Origin of the sequence: Streptomyces spirodelae, from assembly GCF_017676385.1 — a bacterium.
GTDB lineage: Bacteria > Actinomycetota > Actinomycetes > Streptomycetales > Streptomycetaceae > Streptomyces > Streptomyces spirodelae.
In genome coordinates this window covers 29,337-55,805 of sequence record NZ_JAFFZN010000040.1, presented here as the reverse complement: position 1 = coordinate 55,805, position 26,469 = coordinate 29,337, and the positions used below count along the sequence as shown (strand labels likewise).

19 protein-coding genes are annotated in these 26,469 nt (G+C 71.1%); 12 read left to right on the top strand and 7 right to left on the bottom strand.

The window, feature by feature from the left end; translation table 11 throughout:
- Positions 1-823: 823 nt before the first annotated feature.
- Complete coding sequence (locus JW592_RS30385) at positions 824-1,192, top strand: hypothetical protein (RefSeq protein WP_209268481.1); 369 nt, start codon at positions 824-826, stop codon at positions 1,190-1,192.
- Positions 1,193-1,632: 440 nt separating this feature from the next.
- A complete protein-coding gene (locus JW592_RS30380) occupies positions 1,633-2,172 on the top strand; it encodes a hypothetical protein (protein ID WP_209268480.1) in 540 nt (179 codons plus the stop codon).
- Between the two features lie 539 nt (positions 2,173-2,711).
- Here JW592_RS30380 and JW592_RS30375 read toward each other — a convergent pair.
- The 3 genes from JW592_RS30375 to JW592_RS30365 form a co-directional block, all read right to left on the bottom strand.
- Positions 2,712-2,993 (bottom strand): hypothetical protein, encoded by a 282-nt coding sequence (locus tag JW592_RS30375; protein ID WP_209268479.1) that lies wholly within the window; start codon positions 2,991-2,993, stop codon positions 2,712-2,714.
- A 304-nt stretch (positions 2,994-3,297) separates the two neighbouring features.
- Entirely contained in the window at positions 3,298-3,921 is a 624-nt protein-coding gene (locus JW592_RS30370) for a hypothetical protein (protein WP_209268478.1), read from the bottom strand.
- The gene (locus tag JW592_RS30365; RefSeq protein ID WP_209268477.1) at positions 3,918-4,940 is read right to left on the bottom strand and encodes a peptidoglycan DD-metalloendopeptidase family protein; all 1,023 of its coding nucleotides are present in this window, start codon (positions 4,938-4,940) and stop codon (positions 3,918-3,920) included. The genes JW592_RS30370 and JW592_RS30365 overlap by 4 nt, the downstream gene beginning before the upstream one ends.
- A 422-nt stretch (positions 4,941-5,362) precedes the next feature.
- Here JW592_RS30365 and JW592_RS30360 point away from each other — a divergent pair, with 422 nt between their 5' ends.
- Genes JW592_RS30360 through JW592_RS30320 form a run of 9 tightly spaced genes read left to right on the top strand, consistent with a single transcriptional unit; the run spans position 5,363 to position 16,070 of the window.
- Positions 5,363-6,205, top strand: coding sequence for a hypothetical protein (locus tag JW592_RS30360; protein ID WP_307805600.1), 843 nt, complete (start codon positions 5,363-5,365; stop codon positions 6,203-6,205).
- On the top strand, positions 6,202-6,510 hold the full coding sequence (locus JW592_RS30355; protein ID WP_209268476.1) for a hypothetical protein: 309 nt from the start codon (positions 6,202-6,204) through the stop codon (positions 6,508-6,510). Before JW592_RS30360 ends, JW592_RS30355 begins: the two co-directional genes overlap by 4 nt.
- 7 nt (positions 6,511-6,517) lie before the next feature.
- Positions 6,518-7,288 carry a hypothetical protein gene (locus JW592_RS30350; protein ID WP_229377110.1) on the top strand — a complete coding sequence of 257 codons (771 nt, stop codon included), beginning with the start codon at positions 6,518-6,520 and terminating at the stop codon, positions 7,286-7,288.
- Positions 7,281-9,197 (top strand): hypothetical protein, encoded by a 1,917-nt coding sequence (locus JW592_RS30345; RefSeq protein ID WP_209268475.1) that lies wholly within the window; start codon positions 7,281-7,283, stop codon positions 9,195-9,197. Before JW592_RS30350 ends, JW592_RS30345 begins: the two co-directional genes overlap by 8 nt.
- Positions 9,198-9,200: 3 nt before the next feature.
- Positions 9,201-10,730 carry an SCO6880 family protein gene (locus tag JW592_RS30340; RefSeq protein WP_209268474.1) on the top strand — a complete coding sequence of 510 codons (1,530 nt, stop codon included), beginning with the start codon at positions 9,201-9,203 and terminating at the stop codon, positions 10,728-10,730.
- A complete protein-coding gene (locus tag JW592_RS30335; protein WP_209268473.1) occupies positions 10,730-12,283 on the top strand; it encodes a putative type IV secretion/conjugal transfer ATPase in 1,554 nt (517 codons plus the stop codon). The genes JW592_RS30340 and JW592_RS30335 overlap by 1 nt, the downstream gene beginning before the upstream one ends.
- A complete protein-coding gene (locus JW592_RS30330) occupies positions 12,283-14,019 on the top strand; it encodes a type IV secretory system conjugative DNA transfer family protein (protein ID WP_209268472.1) in 1,737 nt (578 codons plus the stop codon). Before JW592_RS30335 ends, JW592_RS30330 begins: the two co-directional genes overlap by 1 nt.
- Positions 14,012-14,539: a hypothetical protein gene (locus JW592_RS30325; protein ID WP_229377109.1), complete on the top strand. Its 528-nt coding sequence runs from the start codon at positions 14,012-14,014 to the stop codon at positions 14,537-14,539. The genes JW592_RS30330 and JW592_RS30325 overlap by 8 nt, the downstream gene beginning before the upstream one ends.
- A 34-nt stretch (positions 14,540-14,573) precedes the next feature.
- Positions 14,574-16,070 carry a hypothetical protein gene (locus JW592_RS30320; protein ID WP_209268471.1) on the top strand — a complete coding sequence of 499 codons (1,497 nt, stop codon included), beginning with the start codon at positions 14,574-14,576 and terminating at the stop codon, positions 16,068-16,070.
- Between the two features lie 43 nt (positions 16,071-16,113).
- On the opposite strand, the gene JW592_RS30315 is transcribed toward JW592_RS30320, so the two are convergent.
- From JW592_RS30315 to JW592_RS30300, 4 genes are all read right to left on the bottom strand, one after another.
- On the bottom strand, positions 16,114-17,742 hold the full coding sequence (locus JW592_RS30315; RefSeq protein ID WP_209268470.1) for a zeta toxin family protein: 1,629 nt from the start codon (positions 17,740-17,742) through the stop codon (positions 16,114-16,116).
- The gene (locus JW592_RS30310) at positions 17,742-18,299 is read right to left on the bottom strand and encodes a hypothetical protein (RefSeq protein WP_209268469.1); all 558 of its coding nucleotides are present in this window, start codon (positions 18,297-18,299) and stop codon (positions 17,742-17,744) included. Before JW592_RS30310 ends, JW592_RS30315 begins: the two co-directional genes overlap by 1 nt.
- A gap of 277 nt (positions 18,300-18,576) precedes the next feature.
- Entirely contained in the window at positions 18,577-23,637 is a 5,061-nt protein-coding gene (gene mobF / locus JW592_RS30305; RefSeq protein ID WP_209268468.1) for a MobF family relaxase, read from the bottom strand.
- A 513-nt stretch (positions 23,638-24,150) separates the two neighbouring features.
- Positions 24,151-25,488, bottom strand: coding sequence for an MFS transporter (locus JW592_RS30300; protein WP_209268467.1), 1,338 nt, complete (start codon positions 25,486-25,488; stop codon positions 24,151-24,153).
- 427 nt (positions 25,489-25,915) lie between these two features.
- Here JW592_RS30300 and JW592_RS30295 point away from each other — a divergent pair, with 427 nt between their 5' ends.
- A complete protein-coding gene (locus JW592_RS30295) occupies positions 25,916-26,452 on the top strand; it encodes a hypothetical protein (protein WP_209268466.1) in 537 nt (178 codons plus the stop codon).
- The last annotated feature ends 17 nt before the right edge of the window (positions 26,453-26,469 follow it).

Sequence of the window (26,469 nt, the reverse complement as noted above, 5' to 3'; positions counted from 1 at the left end):
CCAGTGCGCTACAGGTCTCGTCCATGGTCTTCTCCATATCGACCCACTGGTGGCAACAGCCGCTCTCGGATCGGGGCATCAGGACCGGTACGGAGACCCATGCCGAGGTCCGCCACCCGCCAGAGCAACCCGTACTTGCCCTGGGAAGAGGCGCGGACACCGTCACTTCGGCGGCGGTCGGCAGTCGGCTGGGAAAGGAGAGCACGTCGTATTGGTAACGCCGCGGGACGTGCGCACGAAGTGGGTTGGAGAGCAAACCACACGATGGGCTTCCGGCGGGACGCGCCATCGGCATATGCGCGGGGGGCGCCACCGCTGGTGCGGAACGGCGACTTCGTCAAGCAGAGTGCCAGTTCACTGACCCGCTCATGGCAAGACCGCATCCGGCCGATGAAGGAATGAAAGTCCTCGCCTGCCCCAGCACGCCGACACCCGCGGCGGCCTCCTCCGGCGGCCAACCGCCGTGCCCATCCCGATACTGACAGCCGTAGGCGGAAACCGCGTCGAGCTTTCCGGTGCTCCCTCGACTTCCGGTGCTGCAGCGAAGGCGGCAACCAGCGGAGTTCCCCAGGGTTCGAGGCGAGGACACGCGCGTCACTGAGCCGACCGATGATCCAGATCCTGCGCCCCGGACCGCCTCAGCGCCCGCGCCAGGACGAGACCCGTCCGACCCTACAGCCAAGGAGCCTCATATGACTGTCCCTCTGCCGGAAGAATGGCGAGCGTGGCACAACACCACTGCCACCGCCCGCCCTGCGGCCCTTTTCGCGCTCAACCAGGCACGGCAAAGGGCCCTCGGTGTCGGCGCCGGCCCGGTGACCACATGGTTGACGGCCAGTACGGGCAGCTACCGGTGACGGCCCGCACAGCACGTGTCAGCGCGGCAGCCGAGATCGTGCGCCTCGCCGTACGACAGATCGAGGGCGACCTCACCGACGACATCGAAGCCGGGGAGCTCGCGCACGTGCTGCGTGAGTTCCACTGCGAAACCGCCCCCAGGGAGGGGATTTTCGGCGCCCTCCGGCAGCTGCTCACCACGGCCGCTCATGTAGCCGAACCCCTTGAACCCGACGACGAGGCAGAGACGTCCTGTGCCTTGCACGAAGCCGCCGTGTACATCGGCGACCGCACGGGGACATGCCTCGAGGCCGCCGCCGGTGGCCTCGGCTGGCAGAGCACTCGTTCCTCCTGATGACCACGCTCCGGGCAGCGCGCCGAACACCGACAGTTGAGAAGAACAGTCCCCCACCAGGTCAACACCTGTACCAGGCGCCCAGCACGGCTGCCCGCCTCTGGCCCGGGCAGGCCGCGCGCTGTCAGCTCCGCCCTCGCATCCCCGGCGCTGAGGAGCCTTCGATGACCACCATTCCCTGTCCGGCACGGCGCGGCACGCCCCCTTCCGCCGGGGGGCTGTGCCCTCGCCCGTTCCCGGACCCGGCATGCCCTGCTGTGCACCGCTGCGGCAACCACGCCCTGGTCCGTCTGCCGCGGCCACCCGCGACAGCCGCCACCGGCGCGCCAGCCTCCGCGCTCACCTTCGCCGACCACCCAGCCATTCCCCCGCAGCCCCGGCCCACCCGCACGAGGTCGTCGACCTCCTCTTCGTCGACCCGCCCGGCTCAAGGAGTACTCATGACCGACACATTCACCGACCTCGCCCGACCCTCCACAGCTGCTGGAGGCACACCTGATGCGGAAGTACGCCTCACGGTGCTGCGGAAACTGGCAGCGACGACCCGGGCGGAGATCGAGGTCGAGCGCGCGCAGCAGAGGGCCGAGCAGGAGCAGCTCGAGCGGGAGACCGTCTGCAGCGAAGCGCACGAGCATCTGCAGGCTGTCTTTCCCGCGACCCTCGCCCGCGTCGTCGCTCAGGACGCGTGGACCGGCTACCCCGCCCTGCACAGGCGGTCCGGACCTGTCTCGCTGCCGTGTGCGGCCGCCTACCTGGGCGAGGGTGTGTGGCTGTACTTCGAGCTCCTGCCCACCAGCGGAGGTCTGCTGAAACTGCTGGCGCCCTGTCCTTGCGGGCAGTACACCGAGCAGGAACCGTGCGACGACTACCAGCTCGCCGGGCAGTTGGACGAACTTCCCGGCGTGACGGGCTGTCCCGGGCACACGGCGCGGCTGCGGCCGGTGGAGCACCTGGGCCGGCTTCCGCAGGCCGTCCCTTGACCCCTGCCCCACCACCGCCGCCCCGGCCTCCCCCTCCCCTCTCGGAGGCCGGGGCGGTCCCGGATGAAGGGTCGCCTTCCGGCCCCTCTTCAGAAGGGCCGGCCGGTGGCGGGGGGTGGTGGGGTGTCGGGGCGGCAGATCTCGCAGGCTCCGAGCCTGGCCCGGACGTCGCTGCGTGGAACGGACTCGATGTCGTGAACATCGTGGCCTTTCCATCGGGCGTACCGCTGCCCGTCTTTGAGCCCTTCGCAGTGTGGTGTGCGGTGATAAACGCTGCCGCCCCTGGTGACGTACACCCTTTGCGGGAGTTTCGACTGGGCTGAGCGGCAGTGGTCGCACTGGGTGGAGGGGAGGAGCATGACTTCGCAGAAGTCGTCAGCCATGACTGATATTTTACGTGGCTGTTTTTCTGTTGGCCACGCCGTATTGGTCAGTCGATGTCGCGTTCTGGGTTGCGCTGACGGCTCCTGAGGGAGTGACCGCCCTGCCCCGCCCGCTTCGCCGGGCCGGGCAGGTCTTCTGCGTTGTTCCGTGGTGTGTCACTGGGGTTCCGACAGGCTGCGGCTGCGGCCTGGGGTCTGGTCCATGTAGCCGTCGTCGTGGCCGTTGATGAGGTTGCTGAGGTGGGTGGCCATGCCGCGGGCGTCGTGGACTGCGGCTACGATTTGCAGGAATTCCAGATAGGCGAGCGCGTCCTGCTCGTTCATCTCCTTCTCGGTGCGTCGCTTCCAGTGGGCACTTTCCTGGGCGACCAGTGGGGTGAGTTCCGCGCGGGTGAGCTGGTCGAGGTCTGCCCGTGTCAGGTGGCGAAAGGACGTCATCGTCGTTCTTTCTCCTGCTGGTGTGCGATGGCGTGGTGGCATGGAGGCGCGCGGAACGTCGCTGCCGTGTGCGGGCGCGCTGCGCTCCCGTTCGGCGGAGTCTTCAGCCGCGTCGCTTCGCTGTTTGCTGCGTGCCGGCCGGGGTGCTCCAGCTAGCCCAACTGATCTTGCAACGAGGGTAGTTGAAGGTTCATGTGGCTAGTGGGGAGAGTGTGCCAAGAGGGCTTGCCGGGGTTGCGAGGAGGGGGGCACAGGTGCGTAACAGCTGTGGGCCGGTGCCGGGCCGGGTCTCTGCGGTGTGCGCTCAGGGGGTGGTGGCGTCCTGGGCCCTGCGGAGCAGTTTTCGTACGTGGCGGGTGAGGCGGCTGTTTTCGCCGGTGACTGCGATGAGCATGCCCAGGAGTTGCTTGCCGAGGCCGAGGCGGGTGGCGGGGTCGGTGATCTCGGTCCAGTGCCGTACGGCGCGCTGGGCGCTGGCGCGGGTGATGCTGTGGTGCATGCCCCAGGCTGTTGCTTGGAGTTGGATGACGTGCAGGTCCCAGTGGGTTGCTGTTTCCGGGTCGCCTTGCAGGCGGGCGATCCAGCCGCGCAGTTCCCGGATGCTGATGGTGTGGGTGTGTGCGTGGCCGTAGGTGGTGGTGGCTTCCTGGTCCAGGCGTTCGGCTTGGATGGCAGCCCATTGCAGGCGTTGGGGGTCGTGTGGTGCGGCGAAGGTCGCGGTGATGGCGGCGACGCGCTCGCGGTATTCCTCGGGCGGTGGCGGTGGCAGTGCTGTTTCCGGGCCGGTGGCGGCTTGTGGAGGGGTGAGTACGGGGTAGGCGTGGGGCTGTTCACCCGGCTCTGCGGCGGTGGGGGTGGTGGTGCTCTCGTCGGCCCAGAACTGTGGGGAAACGATTCCCCAGGGGGCGTAGTGCGGTTCTTGGGTCACAGCTTCACCCCGTGCTTGCGCAGGAAGGCGACGGGGTCGATGTCGGAGCCGTACTCGGGGCCGGTGCGGATCTCGAAGTGCAGGTGGGGTCCGGAGACGTTGCCTGTGGCGCCGGAGAGGCCGATCTTCTGGCCTGCTTTGAGGCGTTGTCCGGTGGAGACGGAGATCTTGGAGAGGTGTGCGTACTGGCTGTAGGTGCCGTCCGAGTGTTTGATGACGACTTGGTTGCCGTAGGCTCCGCCTTTTCCTGCGGTTTTCACTGTGCCGGCTCCGGCGGCTTTGACGGTGGTGCCGGTGGGGACGGTGAAGTCGATGCCGGTGTGTACGCCGCTGGACCAGGCACCACCACGCTGGTGGTAGGGGGTGCCGAGGGGGCCGTTGACGGGTTTGGTCCATCCGGTTGTCAGGTTGCCGTCAGGGCCGGTCAGCGAGGCGACGTTGGACATGATGATCTTCACGTAGTTGTAGGTCTCCCCTTTGGCGAATGACTCGGGGGGTACTCCGCGGTACTGCTCCACCCGGTGCCAGCCGGCGTTGTAGCCGGCCAGGGCCAGTTCGATGGGGCTGCCGCTGTAGTCGGGGTGCTTCTTCGCCGACGCCAGCAGCTTGCACATCATCTTGCCTTGCGCGGGAATGGCGTCCTCCGGATCGAGGGGGTCCTTCCGGCCGTCGTTGTTGCCGTCCACTCCGGCGGTCTTCCACGTGGCCGGCATGAACTGGGCTATGCCCAGGGCGCCGGCGCTGCTCTTGCCGGGGTCGGCCCGGAAGCCTGATTCCTGTTTCAGCTGGGCGGCCAGGACTCCTGCGGGGAGCCCGGCTTTGCAGTCGTCGGCGGCCTTTTGGATCAGTCCCGCGTATTCGGCCGGCACGCCGTCCTTGCCGACCTTCAAAGAGCCTGCCGTCAGTTCTCCGCCGCCTTCTCCTCCTTCGGCGCTGTCGGAGATCACCAGCAGGAGCACGACTCCGAGCGCCATGGCGGAGATGACTGCCACTATGGCGCCGCCAACTATTTGCAGCATGCGAATGGTGCCCAAATGGCCATCCCCCTACGCGGTGAGCGGTTCCCTGGCGCCGCGTGTTCGTGCCCTTCTGCGGGGAGGGCCAGGGCTGCGGGCCGACTCGGGCCGTCATTGTCACATCGACCTCTTACACCTCTCAGGCTGTTTCTGTCACAGAAAGGTGACTCTTTGTTGACCTGGAAAGACATGACAAGTCTTGCTATGTCCGCTTTCTTATTCTCGGACGAGATACAAAGGCAGGTGGACCGTTCGGCCCTGCGGGGGTGACCATAGAATGCGGTGAACACGCGCAGGGCCACGGCCCTTGATGACCCATCAGGGTTCCGACTCGTAGTGGTTGCGTTTGCAATTCCGGGGGCAAGTTGTCCAAGAGATCGCCAGCGCTGGGTGCACTCCCGGCGCACGCTCGCCTTCTCATACCTGTGCTCGGGCCCGCAGGCGGAAGCGGCCGTTCCACCATTGCGGGCCTGCTGGCCGCGGCATTCTCCTGCGCCGGCCCTTCGGTTGTTCTGGACACCACTCCGCGACTGGCCTCACCGTGGCCCTACTGGTGCGCGGCGCCCGGTGAAGGGCTGGCGTCCATACCGCCCGACCGGCCCGCCACCCGGAAGGCCATTCAGGAGGCCGCCTCCAACTGCCGCACGCCCGAAGGCCGCACCTGGCAGGCGCTGACCGACCATCAAAGCTGGAGCAGCGCGCCCCTTTCCCTGCCCGAGGACCCGGCGGCCTGGTACCAGCTCGCCGCTGCCGGCGGCTGGCAGGCCGTCGTCGCCGACACCCCCCATGCGGTGGCCCAGGACGTCATCTCCGCCCGATGCGCCGGACGGACCGGGCAGACCGCTTCCTGGTGCTCGCTTCCCTTCTCCGTGCCCGTCCTGAGCGCGGCCGCCACCGGCCCGGGCGTGCAGGCCCTCCAGATCGCCGTCAAAGCGGCGGTGGCCGAAGGACTGCCGCTGCAGCGCGCCGTCGTCGCGCTCACCGCGACCAGCGAGGGCCGCCAGCCGTCTCCCGTACGGGCCGCCGCGGCGATGCTCCGGTCGCATGTCTTCTCCGTGATCAACGTTCCCTATGACCCGCACATCCGTACGTACGGGATGAGCGACTCGCACCGCATCAGGCCGAAGACCCTCGCGGCCGGATATGACCTCGCGGGGGCTGTTGTGGCCTCCGCTCATCAGGTGTGGGGCCATCCGCTCCCCGCGGCTCGTACGCCCGCCCCGTTGTCCTCCGACGCCCGCGTCGCTTCCGAAAAGGTGCCCGCATGAGTCACATGCTCGAAGCGTTCAACTCTCTGGCCGCCGGCCCGATCCCGGACTACACGCCGACCGTGCCCAAGACCCTCAAGACCCCGACGGGAAAGGTGCTCGGCTGGACGGCCGGCATCGGACTGGCGATGGCCGTCCTGGGGGGCCTCTCCGGCTGGGCGTGCGTGGCGATCGGCCACAACAGCGAACGCGGCGGACTGGCGGCCCGGGGCAAGCAGGCGATCGTCTGGAGCCTGGTCTCCGGTATGGGCATCGGGGTGACCTCCGGTCTGGTGATGGCCTTCTACAACATGACGCAGGGCTGAGACCGGCATGGACTACCGGAGCAAGGCACGGCGCGCCCGGCTGCGCCTGTCTGTGCTGGGTACGGCCGTGGTGGCGCTGCTGGTCACGGGCGGTGTCCTGGCCTTCGGCAGCGTGGAGGGGGGCAAGTCCCGCTCCCCGCACGCCGGTCCCTCCCGTTCTCAGGAGGGGTCCAGGTCCGCCTCCCTGGCTCCGGGCGGGAAGGGGAAGAGGCTCACCCCGGCCACTGCCCCGCGGGTGCCGGTGCTCAAGCCCAAGTCCTCGAAGAACGGCATCGGTACGGGCTTCCCCCATACGGCCGTCGGTGCCAGGTCGGCAGCCGTCTCGTACTGGCAGGACCTGAGCTTCGTCGACGACCAGGCCGCCGAGCGGCAGTTGCGGACCATCGCCGCCGGCCCCTCGGACCCCGTCGTGCGCAAAAAGGTTTCCGAAGTGCGCAAGCTGCGGGAAGGGGTGGGGCTGCCCCCCTCCGGAGGCCCTCCGAACGGGATGACCGTCACGACCGACGTCAAGGCCGTGAGACTGCGGAGCCTCGACCGCAAGGGCGATGTCGTCCAGGTGTGGATGGTCTTCGACCGCTACGCCACCAGCGCCGAGGAGAGCACCGACGACAACCCGCTCAAGGACCAGACGGACAACCTGATCCTGACCTGGAAGAAGGGCGACTGGAAAGTGACGGCACAGCCGCACTGGGTGCGCCGGACGGCGGGGCCGCGCGCCTATGCCCCGGACAGCCCTTACGCGTTCCAGGACGGCTGGCGGGAGGTGGCCGATGGCTAGGTTCCTCGCCCGGTGCGGCGTGCTGCTCGCCACCGTCGTGTTCGGCCTTCTGACGGTGAGCCAGCCGGCCTTCGCCGGGGCCAAGCCGCCGGACCCCATCCCCGAGGACCTCGTGGGACTGCCCGTCGGCATCAATACGAAGACCGGCGAGTACTGCGCCTACGACACGGACATCAACTGCCGCCCTCCCCGCGACTGCGAGCTGCCCGGCACGGTCTGCATCGGCGAGGGCTCCACGGACCCCGAGGAAGCACGCAAGTACGAGGAAACCCAGCTCGAGAGGTGGCTGGAGAAGGCTGATACAAACGCCCCCAATTTCCCGAAGATCAAGAAATATGTCACAAACTGCGTGAAGAAGGACAAGAAGCCCTTTCAGCAGTGCAGTCAGGAAGCCGGCTGGAAGTGGCCGGGTGACGCGTACACGCCTCTCGACTGGCTGGGGGACAAGGTCGAGGACTGGGCGGGCGGCGCCTTGGAGAAGGCGGCGGGCGCGCTGGGGACCTCCGTCGTATGGCTGATCGAACAGTTCGCCGGGGCTTTCAACAGCATCTCCACCATCAAGCTGGCGGATACCGGGATCGGCCCGGTGATGGGCATCATGACCGGGATATCCATCCTGGTGGCCACGTTCCTCCTGCTGATCCAGTTCGCGAAGCTGGGGATCTCCCAGAAGGGCGCGCCGCTGGTGACGGCGATCACCGGTCTGGCCAAGTGGGGCGTGATCCTGGCCGTCTACGTCACCGCGACGCAGACGGCGCTGGACTGGTCGGACACGTTGAGCACCGCGATGATCAACTACACGCTGACCGGTGAGGGCGGCCAATCGGTCAGCGGGGCCGAGCTGGCCGACACCGCCACCGCAACCGAGGCCATGAAGCAGCAGCTGGGCACGATGTTCGCCGGTCTGGCCGGCGGGAGCGGGGCAGCCACCGCGGGAGCGGCGCTGATCACGGGCAGCGGTGTCGCTCCCGCCGCCACCGGTTTCGTGATCGTCATCAGCATCCTGGCCATCGTCGCCGTGGGCGCCCTGTGGCTGGAGATGCTGGTGAGGCAGGCGGCCATCATGATCCTGGTGACCGTGATGCCCATCGCGCTGGCGGGGCAGATGAGCGACGCGACGAGCGAGTGGTGGCCCAAGGCCCGCAATGCTTTGATCTCGCTGATTCTCGTGAAGCCGGTGATCGTCCTGTGCTTCAGCATCGGCGCCTCCGCGATGGGCAACGCGAAGGGCGTCCGCAACGTCTTCGTCGGGCTGATCGTGTTCATCCTGGCCTCCTTCGCCTGGCCGGCGCTGGCCAAGTTCATGACGTTCACGACCGCGGGAGCCGGGTCGAGCACGGCCTCCGGCATGCTCAGCAGCATCGGCTCGTCGGTATCGAGCGCTTTCGGCGGCTACAACCCGGCGCTCGGCGGCGCGGGCATGGCCGGCGGAGGCAGCGGATTCACTCGGGCGCTGGAAGCCGACAACGCCGGCGGGGGCGGGGACGGCGGAGGGGCCTCCGGCGGCGGTGGGGGCCGGGGCTTCTGGTCCAAGGCGATGATGGGCCGCAAGTCCGGCAGCTTCATGTCGAAGGTCGGTGGGACGGTCGGTATGGGCCTCCAAGCTGCGGCGGCAGGCAAGGACATGCTGGAGAGCACGGCGGGCAACATGGCCGCGCACGCCGGTCTCGACCACGCCAACCAGGGCGGGCGCCATGTCGTGGTGCCGCGCCGCGGAGGCGGCGGCGACGACGGCGGCGACAGCGGTGGGGGCAGTGGCAGCGGGGGCAGCGGCGGAGGCGGCGGGGGTTCCGCCCCGGCGCCGCCCGGGCAGCCGGACGTCCCCGAAACCCAGCCCCCGCCCATGCCGCCCGCGCCGCCTGCGCCGCCTGCGCCGCCTGCGCCCACGCAACCCCCCGAAGGGAACTGACCCGTGTCGAGTGCCGAGCCTGTCACCTACAGCGGCTGGCAGTCCGAACGCAGCGGGTTCATCGGAAACCTCAGCGGTCCGGGGTTCGCTCTGGTGGCGGCCGCCTCGGTCATCGCCCTGATCCCGCTGTACACCCGGTCGCTGTCGGCCGCTTTCGTCGCCCTGCCCGTCTCCGCCGTGCTGCTGCTGCTCGCCTACGGGCGGGTGCTGGGCCTGTCGGCGGACCAGTGGATCACCCTCGCAGTAAGGCACCAGATCGCCGTGGCTACCAGCAGAAATCTGTTCTTCTCCGGCTTCTTCGCCCCCCGCACCAAGGACGGGCAGCAGCCCATGGACCTGCCCGGGACCCTGGCCCGGCTGCACCTGCTGGAGGCTCCCGACGGTCTGGGCGGCCACCTGGGCCTCATGCACAACCCCGTCGAGGGCACCTACACCGCCGTGTGCCGCATCGCCCATCCCGGGCTGGCGCTGGTGGACACGGAGAAGCAGAACTCCCGGGTGCAGGCGTGGGCGGCGGTGCTGCGGGGCCAGTGCAAGGAGGACGGCGCGATCACCCGTATCGCCGTGCACCAGCGCTCCCTGCCGGACGACGGGGCCGCGCTGCGCTCCTGGACGGAGCGGCACATCTCCGATGACGCCCCCGCCGTCGCGGTCGAAGCCCTGGACCAGCTCATGGCAGGCGCCGGGCCGGCCGCCACCATCCGCGAGACGTACCTGGCCGTCACCCTGTCCACCTCCCGTGCCCGACTCTCCATCAAGGGCTCCGGGGGCGGACAGCGGGGTGCCGCCGCCGTCCTGGTGCGGGAGCTCAACGCGATGCAGCCGGCGCTGGCCAGCGCCGGACTGCAGGTCGTCGAGTGGCTCTCCCCGCGCGGCGTCGCCCAGGCCATCCGCACCGCCTACGACCCCGAAGCGCACATCGCGCTCGCCGAGCGCAACAACGCCGCCGCCAACGACCCCGCCTGGCGGGGAACCCCGGCCGGTGTCGACCCCGCGCTGGCCGGACCCGCCGCAGCAGAGACCCAGTGGGGCGTCTACCGGCACGACGGCGCCTGGACCGTCAGCTACCAGGTCCGCGGCTTCCCGCAGGGCGAGGTGTACGCGACGTTCCTGCAGCCGCTGCTCAAGCCCCGGTCCAACGCGCGGCGTTCGCTCTCGCTCGTATACGAGCCGATCGGCCCGGCCAAGGCACGCAAGGAACTGGCGCGGGAGAAGACCAAACGGGACGCGGCCCGCGGGCTGCGCGCCAAGACGGGCCGCTCCGAGAGCGAGGACGAGAGGCGGGAGGCGATGACTGCGCGGGCACAGGACATGGCCCGCGCGGCCGGCCACGGCGTGGTGCGGCTCACCGCGCTGGTCGCCGTCACCGTCACCGATCTGGAGCAGCTCGAGATCGCGTGCGCCGATCTCCAGGCGGACGCCTCTGCCGCGGGGCTGGAACTGCGGCGGGTGTGGGGCGCGCAGGACGACGCCTTCGCCGCCTCCGCGCTGCCGCTCGCCCAGGGGCTCCCCGACAGGCGGGTGGGCATCTGATGCGGCTTCCCTTCTCCCGCCGCCACGGGGACGACGACAGCCGGCTGAAGTCCGCGCCGCTGGCCGACCTCTTCGGCCCCGGCGAGGCGGCCACCGACCTGCCCCGGCAGCCCAGCGCCCGCGAACAGCGCCGCTCCCGGCTGCTGGAGGACCCCGGCACCGCGATGCGGGTGGCCCCCCGCAAAGGGTGGAGCCAGCCCTTCGCGGGGCGGGCCGCCTCGCTCAACAAGGCCGAGGTCTTCCGTTCCGACACCGCGCGGGCCAGCGGGATCTACCCGTTCCTGCACGGCTCCTCGCTCCCGTCCATCGGGGTGTACATGGGCTGGAACACCCTCACCCAGCAGGCGTTCAGCGCCCATCCGACCGCCTGGGTCAGCGAGGGGCTGTGCACCAACCCCAACGTGATGATCACCGGAATCCCGGGGTCGGGAAAGAGCGCCCACATCAAGGCGCTCGCCTTCCGCATGATGGCGCTCGGGCACCGCACGCTGATCGCGGGTGACGTCAAGGGCGAGTACGCGGCGCTGTGCCGGCACCTGGGGGTCGAACCCGTGAGGCTCGGGCCCGGCATGCCCGGCCGGCTCAATCCGCTGGACGCGGGGCCGCTCGGATACGAGCTGGGCAACAGCGCGAACCGTGAGGAGCTGACCGCCCGCCTCCAGGAGATCCACCGGCGGCGCCTGACCCTGCTGCAGGCCCTCCTGGAGCTCCAGCTGAGACGGAACCTGGCCCCTCAGGAAGAGGAGTGCCTGGATGTCGCCGTGAGGGAGGTGACGGGCGAACTGTACGGGCAGGAACGCCTGCGCATACCGACCCTTCCCCTGGTCTACGACAAGCTCAAGGACCCCACCACGGAGATGGCCCGCGAGATGCGGGTACGGGGAGGCGACGTCCAGCTCGCCCGCGAGCAGATGGCCTCGCTGCGCGCAGCGCTCGGCGGGATGATCACCGGTCATCTGGCGGGGCTCTTCGACAAGGAGACCTCCATCGGGCTGGACTGGGAGGCGCCGATCCAGTCCGTCGACGTCTCGGCGCTGGAGTCGTACGGGGACGACACCATCGCCATGGTGCTCACCTGCGTCTCCTCCTGGGCGCAGAGCGCGATCGACCGCCCCGGCAACCGGCCGTGGCTGGTGGTCCGCGACGAGCTGTGGCGTCAGATGCGCAGCGGCGGCGCGGCGATGGTCCGCAAGATCGACGCCGATCTGCGGCTGAGCCGGGCGAGCGGCACCATCCAGGTGCTGGCCACCCACCGGCTCTCCGACTTCGAGGCGGTGGGCGCTGCCGGCTCGGAAGCGGTGGCCATCGCCAAGGACCTGATCGCCAGCTGCGAGACCCGCATCCAGCTCGCCCAGGACACCGCCCCTCTCAACCTCACCCGCGAGGCGATCGGCCTGACCGACGCGGAGTGCGACCTGATCGCCTCCTGGGGCGCGGGGCAGCGGGGCCGCGCGCTGTGGAAGGTGGGCCGCGGCAGCGGGCACGCGGTGCAGCTGATGCTCTCCCACATCGAGGAGAAGCTCTTCGAGACCGACGAGCGGATGGTGATGTGATGGCGCAGCGCGGTGGCTCGCAGGCCGCGGGCGGGGTGTCGGACGGCACCGTCCTGGCCGCCTACGCGGCGGGGCTGGCCGCCATGGTGGGGGTGTCGACGCTGCTCGCGGGCCTGCTCGCCGGTGGGCTGTCCGGGCGGGGATGGCCCAAGAACACTTCTGGTGTTCCCACCACGGTGCTGAACGCCCTGGTGCACGGGCCCGGTTCCGCGTTCCGCCCGGCACCGCCGGCCTGGCTGTTCTACGCGTTGTTCGCGGTGCTGATGGCCGCGCTGGTGACCGCGGCGGTCAAGGTCGCCGCCACGGTACGGTTCGGCGGCCGCACCGGAGGGGCGCAGTGGGGCGGGGCGAAGACCGAGCGGAAGCTGGCGGCCCCGCCGGCTCCCCAGCAGCGGGCGGGCCGCCTGAGCGCCGGCCGGGGGATGCAGACGAAGAAGATCCTGGCCACCCAGCCGAACATCTCCGCCACCGTCTTCGGCGTCCCCGGCAGCAGCAAGACGACCGGGCTGGTGCTGCCCAACGCGGCCGAGTGGCAGGGACCGCTCGTCGTGACGACCACCAAGGCGGCTGACCTGGATGTCATCTACGCCCGGCGCAGCGCACTGGGCCCGGTGTGGGTGATCGCGCCCGCCGGTATCCCGGGCCGGGCGACGCACCGCTGGTCGCCGGTGGACTACTGCACCGACGCGAAGAGCGCCGAGCGGATGGCCGCCTGGATGGCGGAGGCTTCGGCGTCCGGGGACGACAAGCGCGCGGCCCCCTGGGTCGACCAGGCACGCAACGTCCTCAAGGGTGTGCTGCTGGCCGCGCATCTGAACGGCGGCGGCGTCAACGACATGCGCCGCTGGCTCTCCCTGGGCAAGGACGCCGTCGACCACGTACGGGCCGTCCTGCTGGCACACGACTACCAGGAGACCGCCGACGACTACGCCTCGCCGTGGCTGCGGCTGCACGAGGACGGCATCGGCTCCATCCAGTTCACCCTCAACGTCCTCGCCCGCGTCTACGCGGACGAGGAGGTGCGCGAGACCAGCTCCGGGACCGACTTCACCGTCGAGGAGCTGCTGGACCGCAACGGCACCGTGTGCCTGATCGCGTCCGAGGCCGACGCTGAACGCTTCGCCCCGCTGCTGACCTCGCTGGTCGCCTCGATCATCCACGGCGCGGAGATGCGCTACAACACCACGGGCGTCCCCCTCGATCCGGCGCTGGGTGTGATGGTCGACGAGGCGGGCAACATGCTGCGCTACCCGCGGCTGCCGAACATCCTCACCACCGGACGCGGCATGGGCATCAGCCTGCTGACGGTGTGGCACGACCTGTCCCAGCTGCGCGACCGGCTCGGGCAGCAGAAGGCCAACACGGTGCTGTCCGCTTCGGGGATGCGGATGCTGCTGCCCGGCTGCGGCGACCTGGAGACCCTGCGGTACTTCTCCGGCCTGTACGGGCGCACCGAGGTGCGGCGGGAGTCGACCACGCGGGGGCGCGGCGGCGACCACTCGACGCAGGTGTCGGTCGTGGAGACCGACCTGGCCCCCGTCCACGCACTGCAGCAGCTGCCGGAGTTCACCGCGATCGCGCAGTACACCAATCTGCCGCCGGTCAAGGTGCGGATGCGGCTGACGTTCCGCGACAAGGACCTGAAAAAGCTCCTGGCCGCCCCCGGGCCGGCCGGGATCCGCCTGGAGAAGAACCCACCGATCGGCACGACCCCAATGGAGGCCGCTGATGTCTGAGTACACGCTGGAAGGTATGGAGGGCGACTTGGAGGACCCGGGCTCGCTGTGGCCGGAGCTGCCGGAGCTGGAAGAGGAGTCCGCCGCCTACGGCTGGGTGTGGGCGGCGATGACGCCCGCCGAGCGCCGCGCCAAGATGCGGGAGCTGGCCGAGTGGGTGCAGTGGCTGCGCACCACCTTCGAGCTGCACAACCAGATCCCCCAGTGCTGGTACCGGCACCCTCCGGTGCGCGAGCATCTGACCGCGCTGTACGCGGGCTGGGTGCGCACCTACTGCCAGCCGGCGCCCGGCCGGGACCTGGCCGAGGCCGAGTGGCTGTCGACCCTGCACGGTTTCCTGCCGCGTCTGCAGGTGGCCAGCTGCGCCAACGGCACCCACCACGAGGCGCCGCCGCGCCCGGCTCCGCGCCCGGAAGCCGATGAGGAGTTCGAGGACTATCTGACCGCGTCCGAGTTCGGCACCGCCGACTCCGCGCACCCCGCGGAGGCGGAGGCGCTGCGGCAGGCCACCGACATCTAGCCGCCCGTCACCGCACCCATCGAGGAGAACGTGAATGACGGAGCAGACAGTGGCAGCCGTCCCGGAGCGCAACGACACCTTGCGGCTGGCCCTCAACAGCCTCCCGCACCCCCTGCGTCGGCACAACGAAGAACTGCGCAAGACGTACCAGACACTGCGGAACACATGGCAACGTGCCGACGCGGTGCCCGCGCCCCCCGCTCCTGCGGGGGCCTCCAGCGGGAACACTGTTACGGCCGCCTTGCGTGCCCTCGACGGGCACGCCGCGGTCCTGGCCGCGACCGGCAACCCGCTGTGGGAGCAGCTGCAGGACACGCGCAAGGCCACAGCCAGAATGCGGCGGTCGGTCTGGGCCGTCGCCGGAGAGCGGGTCTGGCGCAAGCACGTCGTACCGAACGCGCACTGGAAGCGGCTGTGGACGGACATCGCGCAGGAATCCACCCGCGCCTACGCCCGCCTGGCCGGTGAGCTCGCCGGCCAGCTCGAGCGTGAGGGCCACCGGGAGACGCGGGGCGCCGTCGCCGCGCTGCGGGAGCTGAGCCGGACCGCGGCCGAGCGCAGCGCCGAGCTGGGGCGGCTGTCCCGCAAGAACCTGCCGGCCCCCGAGGCGTCCGCGGTGGAACGGGAGATGCGCGGGATGCGCCGCCCCGACCTCGGATACGGCCTGGGCGAAGCGGGACGGGAGCGGGCCTCCCAGGCATCCCGCGACATCCGCCAAGGGCTCAAGATGTGGGCAGACCGGTCCTCGCTGGGCCGGCGTCTCGGAAAGATGAAAACCCCGGCGCTCATCCGCATGCGGAAGGCGTGGGCGAACCTGCCCTCCGACGACCTGCGAGAGGGCCCCCGGGAAGCGGCGATACGGTTCGGCGAACTCGTGAGGCACACTCACGAGGTCAGGGAGGAGATCCGCAAGGGCAACCTGGGCCGCTACTCCGCAAAGGACATCGCTGTTCTGGACGCGGTGATCGACACCGGCTTCCGCCACATGAAGCGGCTCGCCAACACCGCGCCGGCAGGGGTCGACCCCAACGCCCGCGCCTACAACTCCGTCAAAGAGGCACAGGACGGAACCCTGAGGCTGGCCGGTCAACTCCTCGCCTGGCAGAAGAGCGACATGGGCCAGACACTGCTCACCAGCCAGGACAAGCACGTCAAGGCTCTGCGCGACGCCTGGCGGAACCTCCCGGACCCTCCCACCGAGAAGGACAGAAAGACGGGGACCTACGACCGGTGGAAGGCCGCCGAGAAGACGGCGGCGTTCGGCAGGGCCGCGCAGGCGCTCTGGGAGAAGGCCGAGGCCGATGGCTCCTTCTCGGCGGCGGACAAGGCCAAGCTCAAAGCGGTGGCGAACGGCGCGATGAGCCACGCCGCGCAGATGGCCAAGATTCCCGCGTCGCTCCTTCCGAACGACCCGGCGAAGAACCGGGCCGCCGTGACCGAGCAGTCCGCCCGGCGAGCCCAGGCCCAAGCGCAGCCGCCCGTGCGGACGCAGCCGCAGCCCACGGCACGCAGGGCGTCCGCCAGAGCGTGACGGCGGTGCCGGATGCGGGCGGCGCCCGCATCCGGCACCCGGTTCACCGCCGGGCGGCCACGCGGGGGCGCCCGGGCTGCGCGAACCCGATGGCGGTACGCGGAGGCTCCGCCGGCGGTCTCACCCGCGCCATACGCTGCTGGACCGCCTGGAGTTCGGCCTGGCGCTGGCGGGGGGAGAGGGTGGAGCGGCGGCGTTCCTCGCCCAGGATGCCGACCACGGTGTCCCGGTAGTGGTTGGCGGTTTCCCTGGCGGCCTGAGAGCTGTCGAAGAATGCCTGAGCCCCCGGCTTGCCCTGGTCCTGGAGCTCCTTGCCTCGGGCGTAGTCGTGGAGCGCCTTCTGGTCCGCGTTGCGGTAGCGGTGCATGGTGCTCTCCAGCAGCTCTCCCAGCTCGGTGTCGGTGCGGGCGGCCAGCGGCCCGGCGGCGCGGGCCCGGCGGCCCGCGCCCCAGCGCGGCCCCTGGGGCTGGACGGGGAGGCCGACAGCGGCGTTGATGGCCCACTCCCAGTTCTGGCCGCCGGCCCGGCCGGCCTCCTGGGCGGCTGCCTGGTGGGCCCAGTCGGTGGTCCTGGCAGCGATCCGGGCGGCCTTCGCCGCGGCCCGCAGCGACATCTCCCCGGTCAGGCCGCGCTCGCGCTCGGCCTCGATCACCTGCCCCGGCGTCTGCCTGCCGGCTGCGAGCCCGGGCGAGTCCACCGGCGTGCCGTCCGGCCGGAAGACCTTCACCCTCGCGCCCATCGCCGCGGCGCGGTTGGCGCTCTCCGCCAGCCGGTCCGGTGTAGGGGTGAAAGGCAGCCGCGCGGTGTGACGGTCGCTCAGATGGTTCTCGAGGGCGTTGAGCCGGCGGAGGGGCTCCGGGGTGGTCACCGCCGCGAACTCGACCCGGTAGCCGGCCTGCTGGAAGCGCATCATGTCCTCTGCCAGCGCCTGCGGATCGCGGGCATCCGTGCGCAGGACGGTGTTGGCCCGCTGGTCGATGGCGTACTGGGCTGCCGCCAGGTGCCGCGCCTCCGGCCTGAGCCCGACCTCCTCGACAGCCTCGTAGGCGGGGTGGGACGGCGGGTACCCGCCGCCGAGCTCGACGACGGCACCGCGACGGGTCAGCTGCCTGGTGATGTCAGCGGTGAGCGCGCCGGTGCCGGTGCCCTCGGCCCCGGCGACGACGACCACGACCGGCTGCTCGGGCGGTTCGGCGGGCGGCGGGGGGTACGAGGGCCGCGGCGGCAGCGCCCGGTCGACGGCGTCTCCCGCCCTCTCCAGGGACGGGCCCGGCCCGGTGGGCGCATTGTGCTCCCCGACGGCCGAGCGCACCTCGCCCTGTGCGACGAGTCCCTGGACGCAGGTTTCGAGCGGGCGCAGGTTCCGGACGTTATCCACATCGTCCAGGTCGGATCCGCCTATGTCGGCCCCTAGCAGCTCCTCGTTCACCTGCTCCCAGCGCTGCCACCTCCAGGCGCCCCTCTCCGGGCCGTCATCGGGGACAGGGCCGGAGTGGGTCTCCGTCAAAGCCCGGAAGAATTCCTCGTAGCCGGGGGCGGTGAAGTGGTCGGGGGTGAGGACCCCCAGGACCTCGGGCACCCTTTCCGGGTGCCGCCACAGGTGTGCCAGCACATGGGTCTGGTCCTCGAGGGCGATGAAGTTCCCGGCCCGCCCGCTGTCTTCGCCTGCCACTATCGCTCCCCGTTCCCGCTGTCACCCGGCCGCACCGGCGCGACCTCTTCCGCCTCGGTCCGCACCTGCGCCAGCCGGTCCAGCTCGGCCGCGTGCCGCTCCAACACGCCCACCAGGGCGGCCTGCTCGGCGTCCTCGGGATCGAGCGGGAGGTAACGGTCGTCCCTGGCCACCCACCAGCGGCCTTCGAACGAGATCGCCGCACCGTCCGGGGTCAGTGCCAGGGCCCTGCCGTCGGCCACGGCCTCGTGCAGGGGGCGCACCGTGGCGTAGTCGTCGACGATCTGGGCGCAGTAGGCACGCGCCGCCTCGACGGCCTCGTGGTTGTCGGGCCGGATCGCCTCACGCCAGCCGCTGATACGGCGGCTGACGCCCAGCCAGCGGTCGTGTTCCCTCTTCCCCGCGCCGGTCGGGGAGGCCGCCTGTGCCATGCGGGCGGCACAGACCTCCTGGGCCCGGTCCATCGACGCCAGGAGGGTGTCGAAGGCACCCGCCGTCAGCTCGTCCCAGGCACCCGGCCGGATCTCGTCGAGTAGTGAGTCAGATATCGCAGTCACGCCACTCCTCCGTGCTGAGCCGGTGTTGGTTCCGGCGGGCTCAGCCTAGTAATTACGTGCCGGTACCGGATCAGCGAACAGGCCGCCGTACAGCGGCAGTTCGGCCCCAACTTCGTCACAGCGCCCCGTCCCGCGCGCGCTCCGGCGCCCCGGCCCGCCACGGGCGCGGGCGCGGGCGGAGCGCGGAGCGCGGGGGGCGGGGGGCGGGGCGGCGGGGCGGCATCGGCAACACGGGAGACTGCACCGGCATCCCGGCCGGACCGTCGCCAAGGGAGGGTCATCGCGCACGGCTCGGCCCGTCCCGTCGTGGGGTATCCGGACGCTGCTGCGGTGTCGCAGGCGGAGCGGGCCGCTGCTGCGGCGGACGGGACTGCTGCGCCCGGGCAGCCTCCTCGGCGGCGCGCCTGTCGCCGGGAAGAGTGGCGCGCACGCTCACCTCGCGGCGGATCGCGGCAGCCGTCTCGCGGAGCCGGCGTGAGCGCTCGCGCATACGCCGGGCCTCGACGGTGGCGGCCTCGGTGTCCTCCCCTGCGCTGGTCCGCGCCCGGGCCAGGGCCGCCTCGACGTCGCCGCCGGCCTCCTGCCAGTCGGCCAGGAGCTGCTCGTGCCGGGCGGGGTCCCCGGCGGTGACAGCGGCCTGATCACGGTGCCGCTCGGCCTGGGCTAGCTCCTCCGCGAGCCGCACGGCCTGCTCCTCCAGACGGCGCAGGTGCTCCTCCAGGGCGCGCCGCTCCGCTCCGCGCACCGCGGACAGGCCCGTACGGTTGGTCGCCGCCAGCCGGGCGGCCGACTCCCGGCGGCGAGCGGCGTTCTCCCCGGCCTGCCGCCGCACCGTCTCGGCCTGCTGCCGAGCGGTACGCCACTGGTGGACGGCCTCGACCCGCGCCGCCTGCGCCGCGATCCGCTGCTCGATCCTGCCCCCGGGCCCCGCCTCGGCGGTCAGCCGCTGAGCGCGCCCCTCCTGTTCGCCGGCAGCGCTGTCGGCAGCCCGCGCGGCCTCCAGCGCCCGCCGGTGCGCCTCCTGCAACTGGGCATCGGTGAGCCCGCCATGGGGCCTTTCCCGCCACGGCGGCGCCTGCGAGTCCGCAGCGGCCCGCTCCTTCTCCGGCGTCCCCCGCAGGGTCCGGCGGGCCGTCTCCCGCCGCGCATCCGAACCGCGCCGGGACCGCTCACGGTCCTCCAGCAGGCCAGGAGCGAGCTCGGTGAGCGTCTCCCGGGCCTCGGCGATCAGCCGGTCCTGTGCGGCGGCCCTCTCCTGCGCCTCGGCGGCCTCCCCGTCCAGCTGCCGGGCGCGTTCCACACGCTCCGGCGTGCCCGCGTTCCGCAGCGCCTGGGCGCGGTTGACGGCATCCCGCGCCGCCTGCCGGGCGGCGTCCCTGGCCGTCTGCGCACGGTGCAAAGCGGCGAGGGCCTCCTCCACCCGCTGGACGCGGTCGGCGCTGGCGCGCCCCCGCCAGTCCGCCCGGCGCAGCGCGTCGTCCTCCATATCGGCCGGCCGCGCACCCGACGGCCCACCGCCCGCACCGGCCCGCCAAGCGGCGATCGCGGCACTGGCCGCGTCGTAGTCGGCGGCAGCCACCGGATCGGCGGGCCGCTGCCCCAACGCGACGCTCTCGTGGCCGAACTCCCACAGTCCGCGGTAGGTGAACGCCGCCAGCGCCGCCCGGTCCCACAGCGTGCGCGCCGCCTCGTCCGCACCCGGGCGGGGCCCCAGAACAGCCAGCCAGGCGGGCGCCTCGGCAGCCAGCTCCTCGACCGTCCCGGCCGGGTCGCCCGGAGGCTGCGCGGAGCGCCACACGCCGCGCAAAGCCGCGTCCATCCCTTCGGCCGAGGGAGCGGGGCCGGTGGGTGCGGGCCCGTCGTGGCCGGCCAGATCGCGGTAGACGGCCGCCGCGGTGAGCCGCCTGCGCCAGTCCGCCGCGTCCCGCGCATCGGCGGGCCGGGAACCGTAGGCGGCCGCCCATCCCTGGCCCGCCTCGGCGTCCAGCTGTGCGGCCTCGCCCAGCCGTGCGGCCCGCTCCCGGGCGGCGGCTGCCAGCTCCCGGGCGGCCTGGAGGGTCTGCGGATCGTCGCCGGGTGCGGCGTCCGGCAGCAGCAGACCCAGCGCCGTCAGCGGGTCGTCGCTCGGCTCGGGAACAGAGGTCAGCAACTGCGGTGCCGTGGCCGGGCGGGGCGCGTCCTGCGCACGCCGGAACGTCTCGGGGGAGCCCTCGTCCGGGTCGACGGCACGGGCGTTGCGCGCGTGCATGACGGCCGCGATGTCCCGCACCGGCCTGCCGTCGCCGTCGAGGAAGTCCCGCTGGTGCCAGGTCGCCTTCAGCAGCCGGTCGGTGTCGAACCCGTCATCGGCCAGCTGCTCCAGCTGGGCGCGCAGCGCGGGCCAGGCAGGCGCCGACGTCAGCTGCCGCGCGGCCCGCTCCCCCAGCAGACCGCTCACGGCGTGCCGGGCCCGGTCGTCGGCGATCTGGTCGAGGACGAAAGCCAGCCGGGCAGTGTGCCCACGTACCGAGCGGGCCGCTTCCTCGCTGCGGCGGGCGGTCATGGTCGCCGACTGCTGAGTGCCGTCACGGCGCAGCACGGACTGCCAGACCTGGCGGGAGGTGAGCCGCTCCCCGGGCGCACCGGTCTCCGGGTCGGAAGGCTTGACGGTGACCAGATAGGCGTAGTTGGCCAGGCGGCCACGGGTCAGCGCCGGGTAGGCGCCGTTGCGGTCCATGGAGCTGTCGAACAGGGCATGGCCGGTATCGACGGTCAGCCCCTGGGCGCGGTCCTTGGTGACGGCGTAACCCAGCTCCACCGCCTGGGAAACATAGGAAGCCGGGAGTGTGACGCGGCGCCCGGTGCGGTCGTGCACAGCGGTGAGACCGCCCTCGTCCTCGACGGCCTCCACCGTCCAGGTGTCCCCGTTGCGCACCCACTGCCGCCCGTCGTGCGTGCGCAGCCGCCGGTCGTTCGCACGGGTGACGATCCGGTCCCCCGCGCCCGCCCGGTTGCCGTCACCGAGCGCGGATTCGATGCCGGTGTCGACCTCGCCCCGCGCTGCCAGATCGCTGCGCGCACGCTCGTTCAGCTGCGCAACGAGCGCGTTACTGGAGGCGATCATGACCGAGTTGAGGCCGTCAGCGGTGTCCCGCTGCCACGCGGAGTAGACCGCGTCCAGCATGGCGTCGGCACTGCCGTGCCGGATCCGGCCGCGCCGCTCGTACGCGTCGAAAGAGGCGTCCGCATCGCCGCCGGAGACCGCCGCCGCGGCCTCGACCTCCCAGCGGCGGATGGTCTTGTCCGCGTCCCGGAACCGGCGCACCTCGGACAGATACTGCGCACCCGCGTCGGCCTCGATCAACGCCAGCGCGCCCCCCACACCCGGGGAGCCCAGCTGGCGGGGATCACCCACCAGCAGCAGCCGCCCGCCGACAGCCTCCACCTGGTCCGCCAGCGCCCGCAGATCAGGTGTGGAAGCCTGACCCGCCTCGTCGACGATGACGATCTGCCCGGACCGCAAAGACCACTGCGGACCGCCGCCGCGCTCGCTCATGTAGCGCCAGCGGGCGATGTTCTCCGCCCGGATCCCGGCTTCCTCCGCGAGATTGTCGGCCTGCACCTGGCCACCCGCCAGACCCAGCACAGGGAGCCCGTGCGCGTCCGCGGCCTCCCTCACCAGCCGCATGATGGTCGTCTTCCCGGTGCCCGCAGGACCGATGACCGCGCCCACCCGCGTGTCCGACCCCAGCAGGTTCCGCACCACCTGACGCTGCTCCGTGCTGGGCGTGAAACCGCGCTCCGCATCCCCCGCAGCGAGCGCCGCATCGACCTGCCCGGTGCTCAGAATCCGCACCGGAGCCGGCCGCGTCGCCGCCTCCACCAGCTCCCTCTCAGCGGCCAGAATCCCGTGCGAGGTGTAGATCCTGCCGGTGGCGACCGGCTCGAAAACAGAGGCCCCGTCGGCCCGGCGGAAACGCTCCGGAAGCGCCACCGCATCCGGCGCATCCAGCCGCTCGCACAGCTCCGGATCGAGCAGCGCGTCCGTGGCCCGCTCCACCGTCTCCGCGAACGCGGCATCGTCCAGCCGCACATGCCAGCCCGTCTCCACAAGCTGCCGGTAGACCTCACAAGCCGCGTTGGAACGCGTCCACTGCGCACGCTGCCCCTCCAGAACACGCAGCGCCCGCACGGGTATCTCCGACAGCGGAACATCCGCCTCCACGGCACTTTCCGCACGCTCCCGGGAGGTCTCCGCAGCGCGCTGCAGCAGCGCTTCAGGGTGCGCGATGCCCATCTGCCGAGCCTGCGCAATCCACCTGCCGCGCTCCTCCTCGACGGTGGTCGACTGCTTGTCCGGACGGGCCGTCAGCGCGGCGGCCTGAGCCAGCTTGTACTCCTCCGCACGAGTGGGCTCACGCCCCTCCCGTGCGCGGAAATCACGGGTCAAGGAGACCAGCGCACCCTCAGTGGTACGACGGCGCTGCGAGAAGCCCACAACCACCTCGTCACCCACTCCGAGGAACTCCCGAACCGGCCTGCGAGCCGGCCGCAACGAGTTCTGCCGGGACTGCGCGAGAACCCCGAACTCGGCCGCCACCTCCCGCTCCAGCTCGGCGGTGTACTGCTCGGAGAACTCCACCAGACGGGCGTGTAACGGCCGTGCGTCGAGCGCCAGCCAGCGCCCGTCCTCGGTCCGCACCTTCGAGCTGATCTCCAGATGCCGGTGGAAATCCGGGTCACCGGCACGGGAACTGCGGTGGGTGAAAACCGCGGCGATGAACCCCCGCCCGGGCACCTGAACCTGAGCTGCCGCAGTCGGCCCCACCCGGGTCCAGCACACCTCCTTCTCGATGCGCGCGAAGACCTTCTCGAACGCCGCACGCTCTGCCGCCTCCAGCCGTGCGCGCTGCTCGTCATCGGCCGTGGCCCACAGCACGGAGAAACTTTTGACCGGAGAGAAGACCATCTCCCAGCCCGCCCGCGCCGTACGGTTCCCCTCCTTCTCGGCCTTGGCCTGCAGCTGCTGGCGGCGAGCTTCGGACGCCTGCGGCTCGGCCTCGAGATACTTCGCATACAGCTCGTCGGCAGGCGTGTAACGCGGCCAGGCCCTGCCCATCCGGCTGCCACTGACAGGGTCGACGGCGTCCTTGAAGACCGCGTCGGCAGCCTCCTGAGTGACCGCCCCCGACAGACCGAGTGCCGCCGCCTCGGCCCCCATCCACTCACCCGGAGTGTCGCCGCCCTCGGCCCACCGGGCGGTCATCTCCTTCTGCCCGGCCTTCACATCGTCGCCGGAAACAGTGCGCATCAGGTAGTCGATACCGGACCCCGCCGATATCGGATGCAACGTGATCACCGGCGCCCCCCTGGCCGCACCGCACACGCATCCCGCGGCGGCGTCGAGGAGGCAACCAGCTTGTGCATAACAGCAGTTCACAGCATCGTCGATCTAATAGCAAGAGGTGTGACTCACTTTTGAACGCCCTTGATGGCGTCGGCTCAGCTCGCGAAAGAGCTGAGCCGACGCCATCAAGGGCGTTGTCCATGTCTGTGACGGTCACACAGGTGGTCAGGGAACTGGCCTCTCTGGCGAGTGCTGGGTGCGTGAAGCAGGTGGGCCGGGAGTTGGGTGCTGAGTGCTGGGTGCTGGCCGTGCTTCAGCGGGACGTGGGCGAGACGACGCTGGAAGCAGGCGCCGCATCGGCGGCCACCGGCGGCCGCGTCGGCCGCCGGTCGGCGCCACGCGGGACGACCCCGAGGGCGGGGTCACCGCGCGCGCCGCACACAGAACAAGAGCCCCGGCACACCGCCGAGGCCCGAACACCAACCAGTCAGCCGATGCTCACCGAAGGCGGCACCGGCCCGACACTCACCGGACGGGCTCCTCCATCACGGGCACCTCCGCAACCTCCTTCGGCCGGTCCTCCCGGATCTTCGGGGTGAGCCCCCGCATGTCCTTCCGGAACACCGTGCCCTGAGTCACCACGAAGTACAGCACCGCACCCGCGAGCAGCGGCACCATCAGCCCGAAGTGATCCACGACGAACCCAGCGGCGAGACCACCGAGAGCAGCCCCCAGTTTGGAGATCGAACCGCCCAGGGACGACGTACGGCTCCGCAGCTCCGCCGGCGGCCAGCGGTAGGTGATCTTCCCTACCACCGCATACGGGAACGCCCCGGCGAACCCGGCCGCGACCCAGGCCGCCATCACGACCCACGTCGGTGCACCCAGCGCCAGCACGAGCAACTGAGGAACGATCAGCAGATACCCGGCCGCCAGAATCACCACGGGCCGGACCCGCTCGATCACCGGGACGGCAACGAGGCTCCCGACGAAGCCCGCAAGCGCCGCCATGCTGACGAGCGCTCCGATCGTCCCCGGACCGGTGTCCGCCTCCTGGGCCCACAGCGGCAGGAACACACCGTTCATCGGCGCCACCAGGAAGCCCATGAGGGCCAGCATCACGTACAGCCTGACGAGCAGCCCGTCCTTGCGGAAGTACCTGATGCCTTCACCGAGACTCCGCCAGTAGCCGAGCCTCTCCGTAGTCGGGTCCAGCTGCACGTGCTCCGGCTCCATGCCGTGCGGCAGCGCCAGACCGATGATCAGCGCGCTCGCGGTGAACAGCGCGGCCACCACGATCAGACCGGCCACCGGCTCCGGCGCCAGAAACGCACCGAGCGAAGGACCGAAGACCTGCCCGGCGGTCATCATCGCCGAACTCAGACTGATACCACGGCCCTCGGGGAAACCGACGTAGCGCGCCGCCGACGGAGCCAGAAAGCTCTTCGCCAGAGTGCCCGCACCACCCGCGGCACCCATCAGTGCCAGCAGCGCGAGCAGCAGCGGAAACGGCAGCCTGTCCATGGTGACAAGCACAGCGATCACCGTGACGCACACCGTCTCGACCACGGACGTGACCACCGACATCCGCCGCAGCCCCACCCGGTCCAGCACCGGACCGGCCAGGAACCGCGCCACAACGGCGGGCGCCAGCTCCGCGAAGACAACCATCCCGGCGTGACTCGTACTGCCCGTCGTCGCGAAGACGAACCAGGGCATCGTCAGGGTCAGCACCCACGTGCCCATGACCCCGGTGAACGTCGAGGCGAGCACCCACGTCAGCGGGCTGAAATGCCTTGTGAGCGACCACCTCAGGGCCAAGCCGTTCCAAGTAGACACGGCCACGACACCTCCCAGCTTCATAGGAGGCTCGGGACCACAGACACGGGTCCCGATGCCCCGCCGGGAACGTCCCGGCAGGGGTGCCCGGACGGGTGCCGGAGGTGCCGGGGCGCCGCGGAGCAAGCCGCGGTGCCTCCGGCATCCGTCAAGCTCCTGTGCCGGGATGTTTTCGGCGGGGCATCGGGGCCCTGCACCCCCGTCCCGTCGCTGGGCGAAGTGCGGCACTGGAGCATGAGGGAACTGAGAGAAGACGGCCGCCGGCCTGGGCACGCTGAAAGCCCGTCGGCCTCACGGCTCCCCCGGCCTCCCCAGCCTCCCCGGCCTCTCGGCTCAGCCCGTTCGGAAGTTGAGCCCCGCACCCGCCACAGCCGCTCTCCTCGCCCGCTCCTCACACGGAAGATCAGAAGTCCCTTGTGACGGGAGCCATGAGCGTGAAGCATGTGCAGGCATGACGTCACGACACAACGAACGCCTCCAGGCACGGCGCCAGGCACTGCGGGAACAGCACAAGCGGGAGCTGGAGGAGGCCAAACGGCGCCAGGCCGCCCAGCTCGCCTCGATCACCACCTTCGACCAGCGCATAGCCAAGCTCGAAGACGCCCGGCGCGACGTGGCTGGAGCAGTCGCCGAAGCAGTCGCCGCCTTCGGCGGCCGACGCGACGCCGCCGCCGCCCTCGGCCTGACCGCAGCCGAGGTGCGGGACTACCTCAACACCTGGAACGAGCACACGGAGCGGGAAGAAGACGGCGGCGGCAGCGCGAGCACGGCGACGGACGCGGGCGCGGTCACCGACGCATCCGGTACGGCCGATGCGGCCGGTATCACAGGCACCGGTGCGGCCGGATACGCAGCCGCAGACGCGGATGCCCCGGCGGGCGGAAACCCGACGGCCACGCGGCAGGAAAACCCGGGGGACACAAGTCCGGAAACCGCAGCCGGCCACCCCTCCGCCGCCGTACCGGCGCAGACCCCGAACCCGCTCTGAACACAGCCGGAATCCCT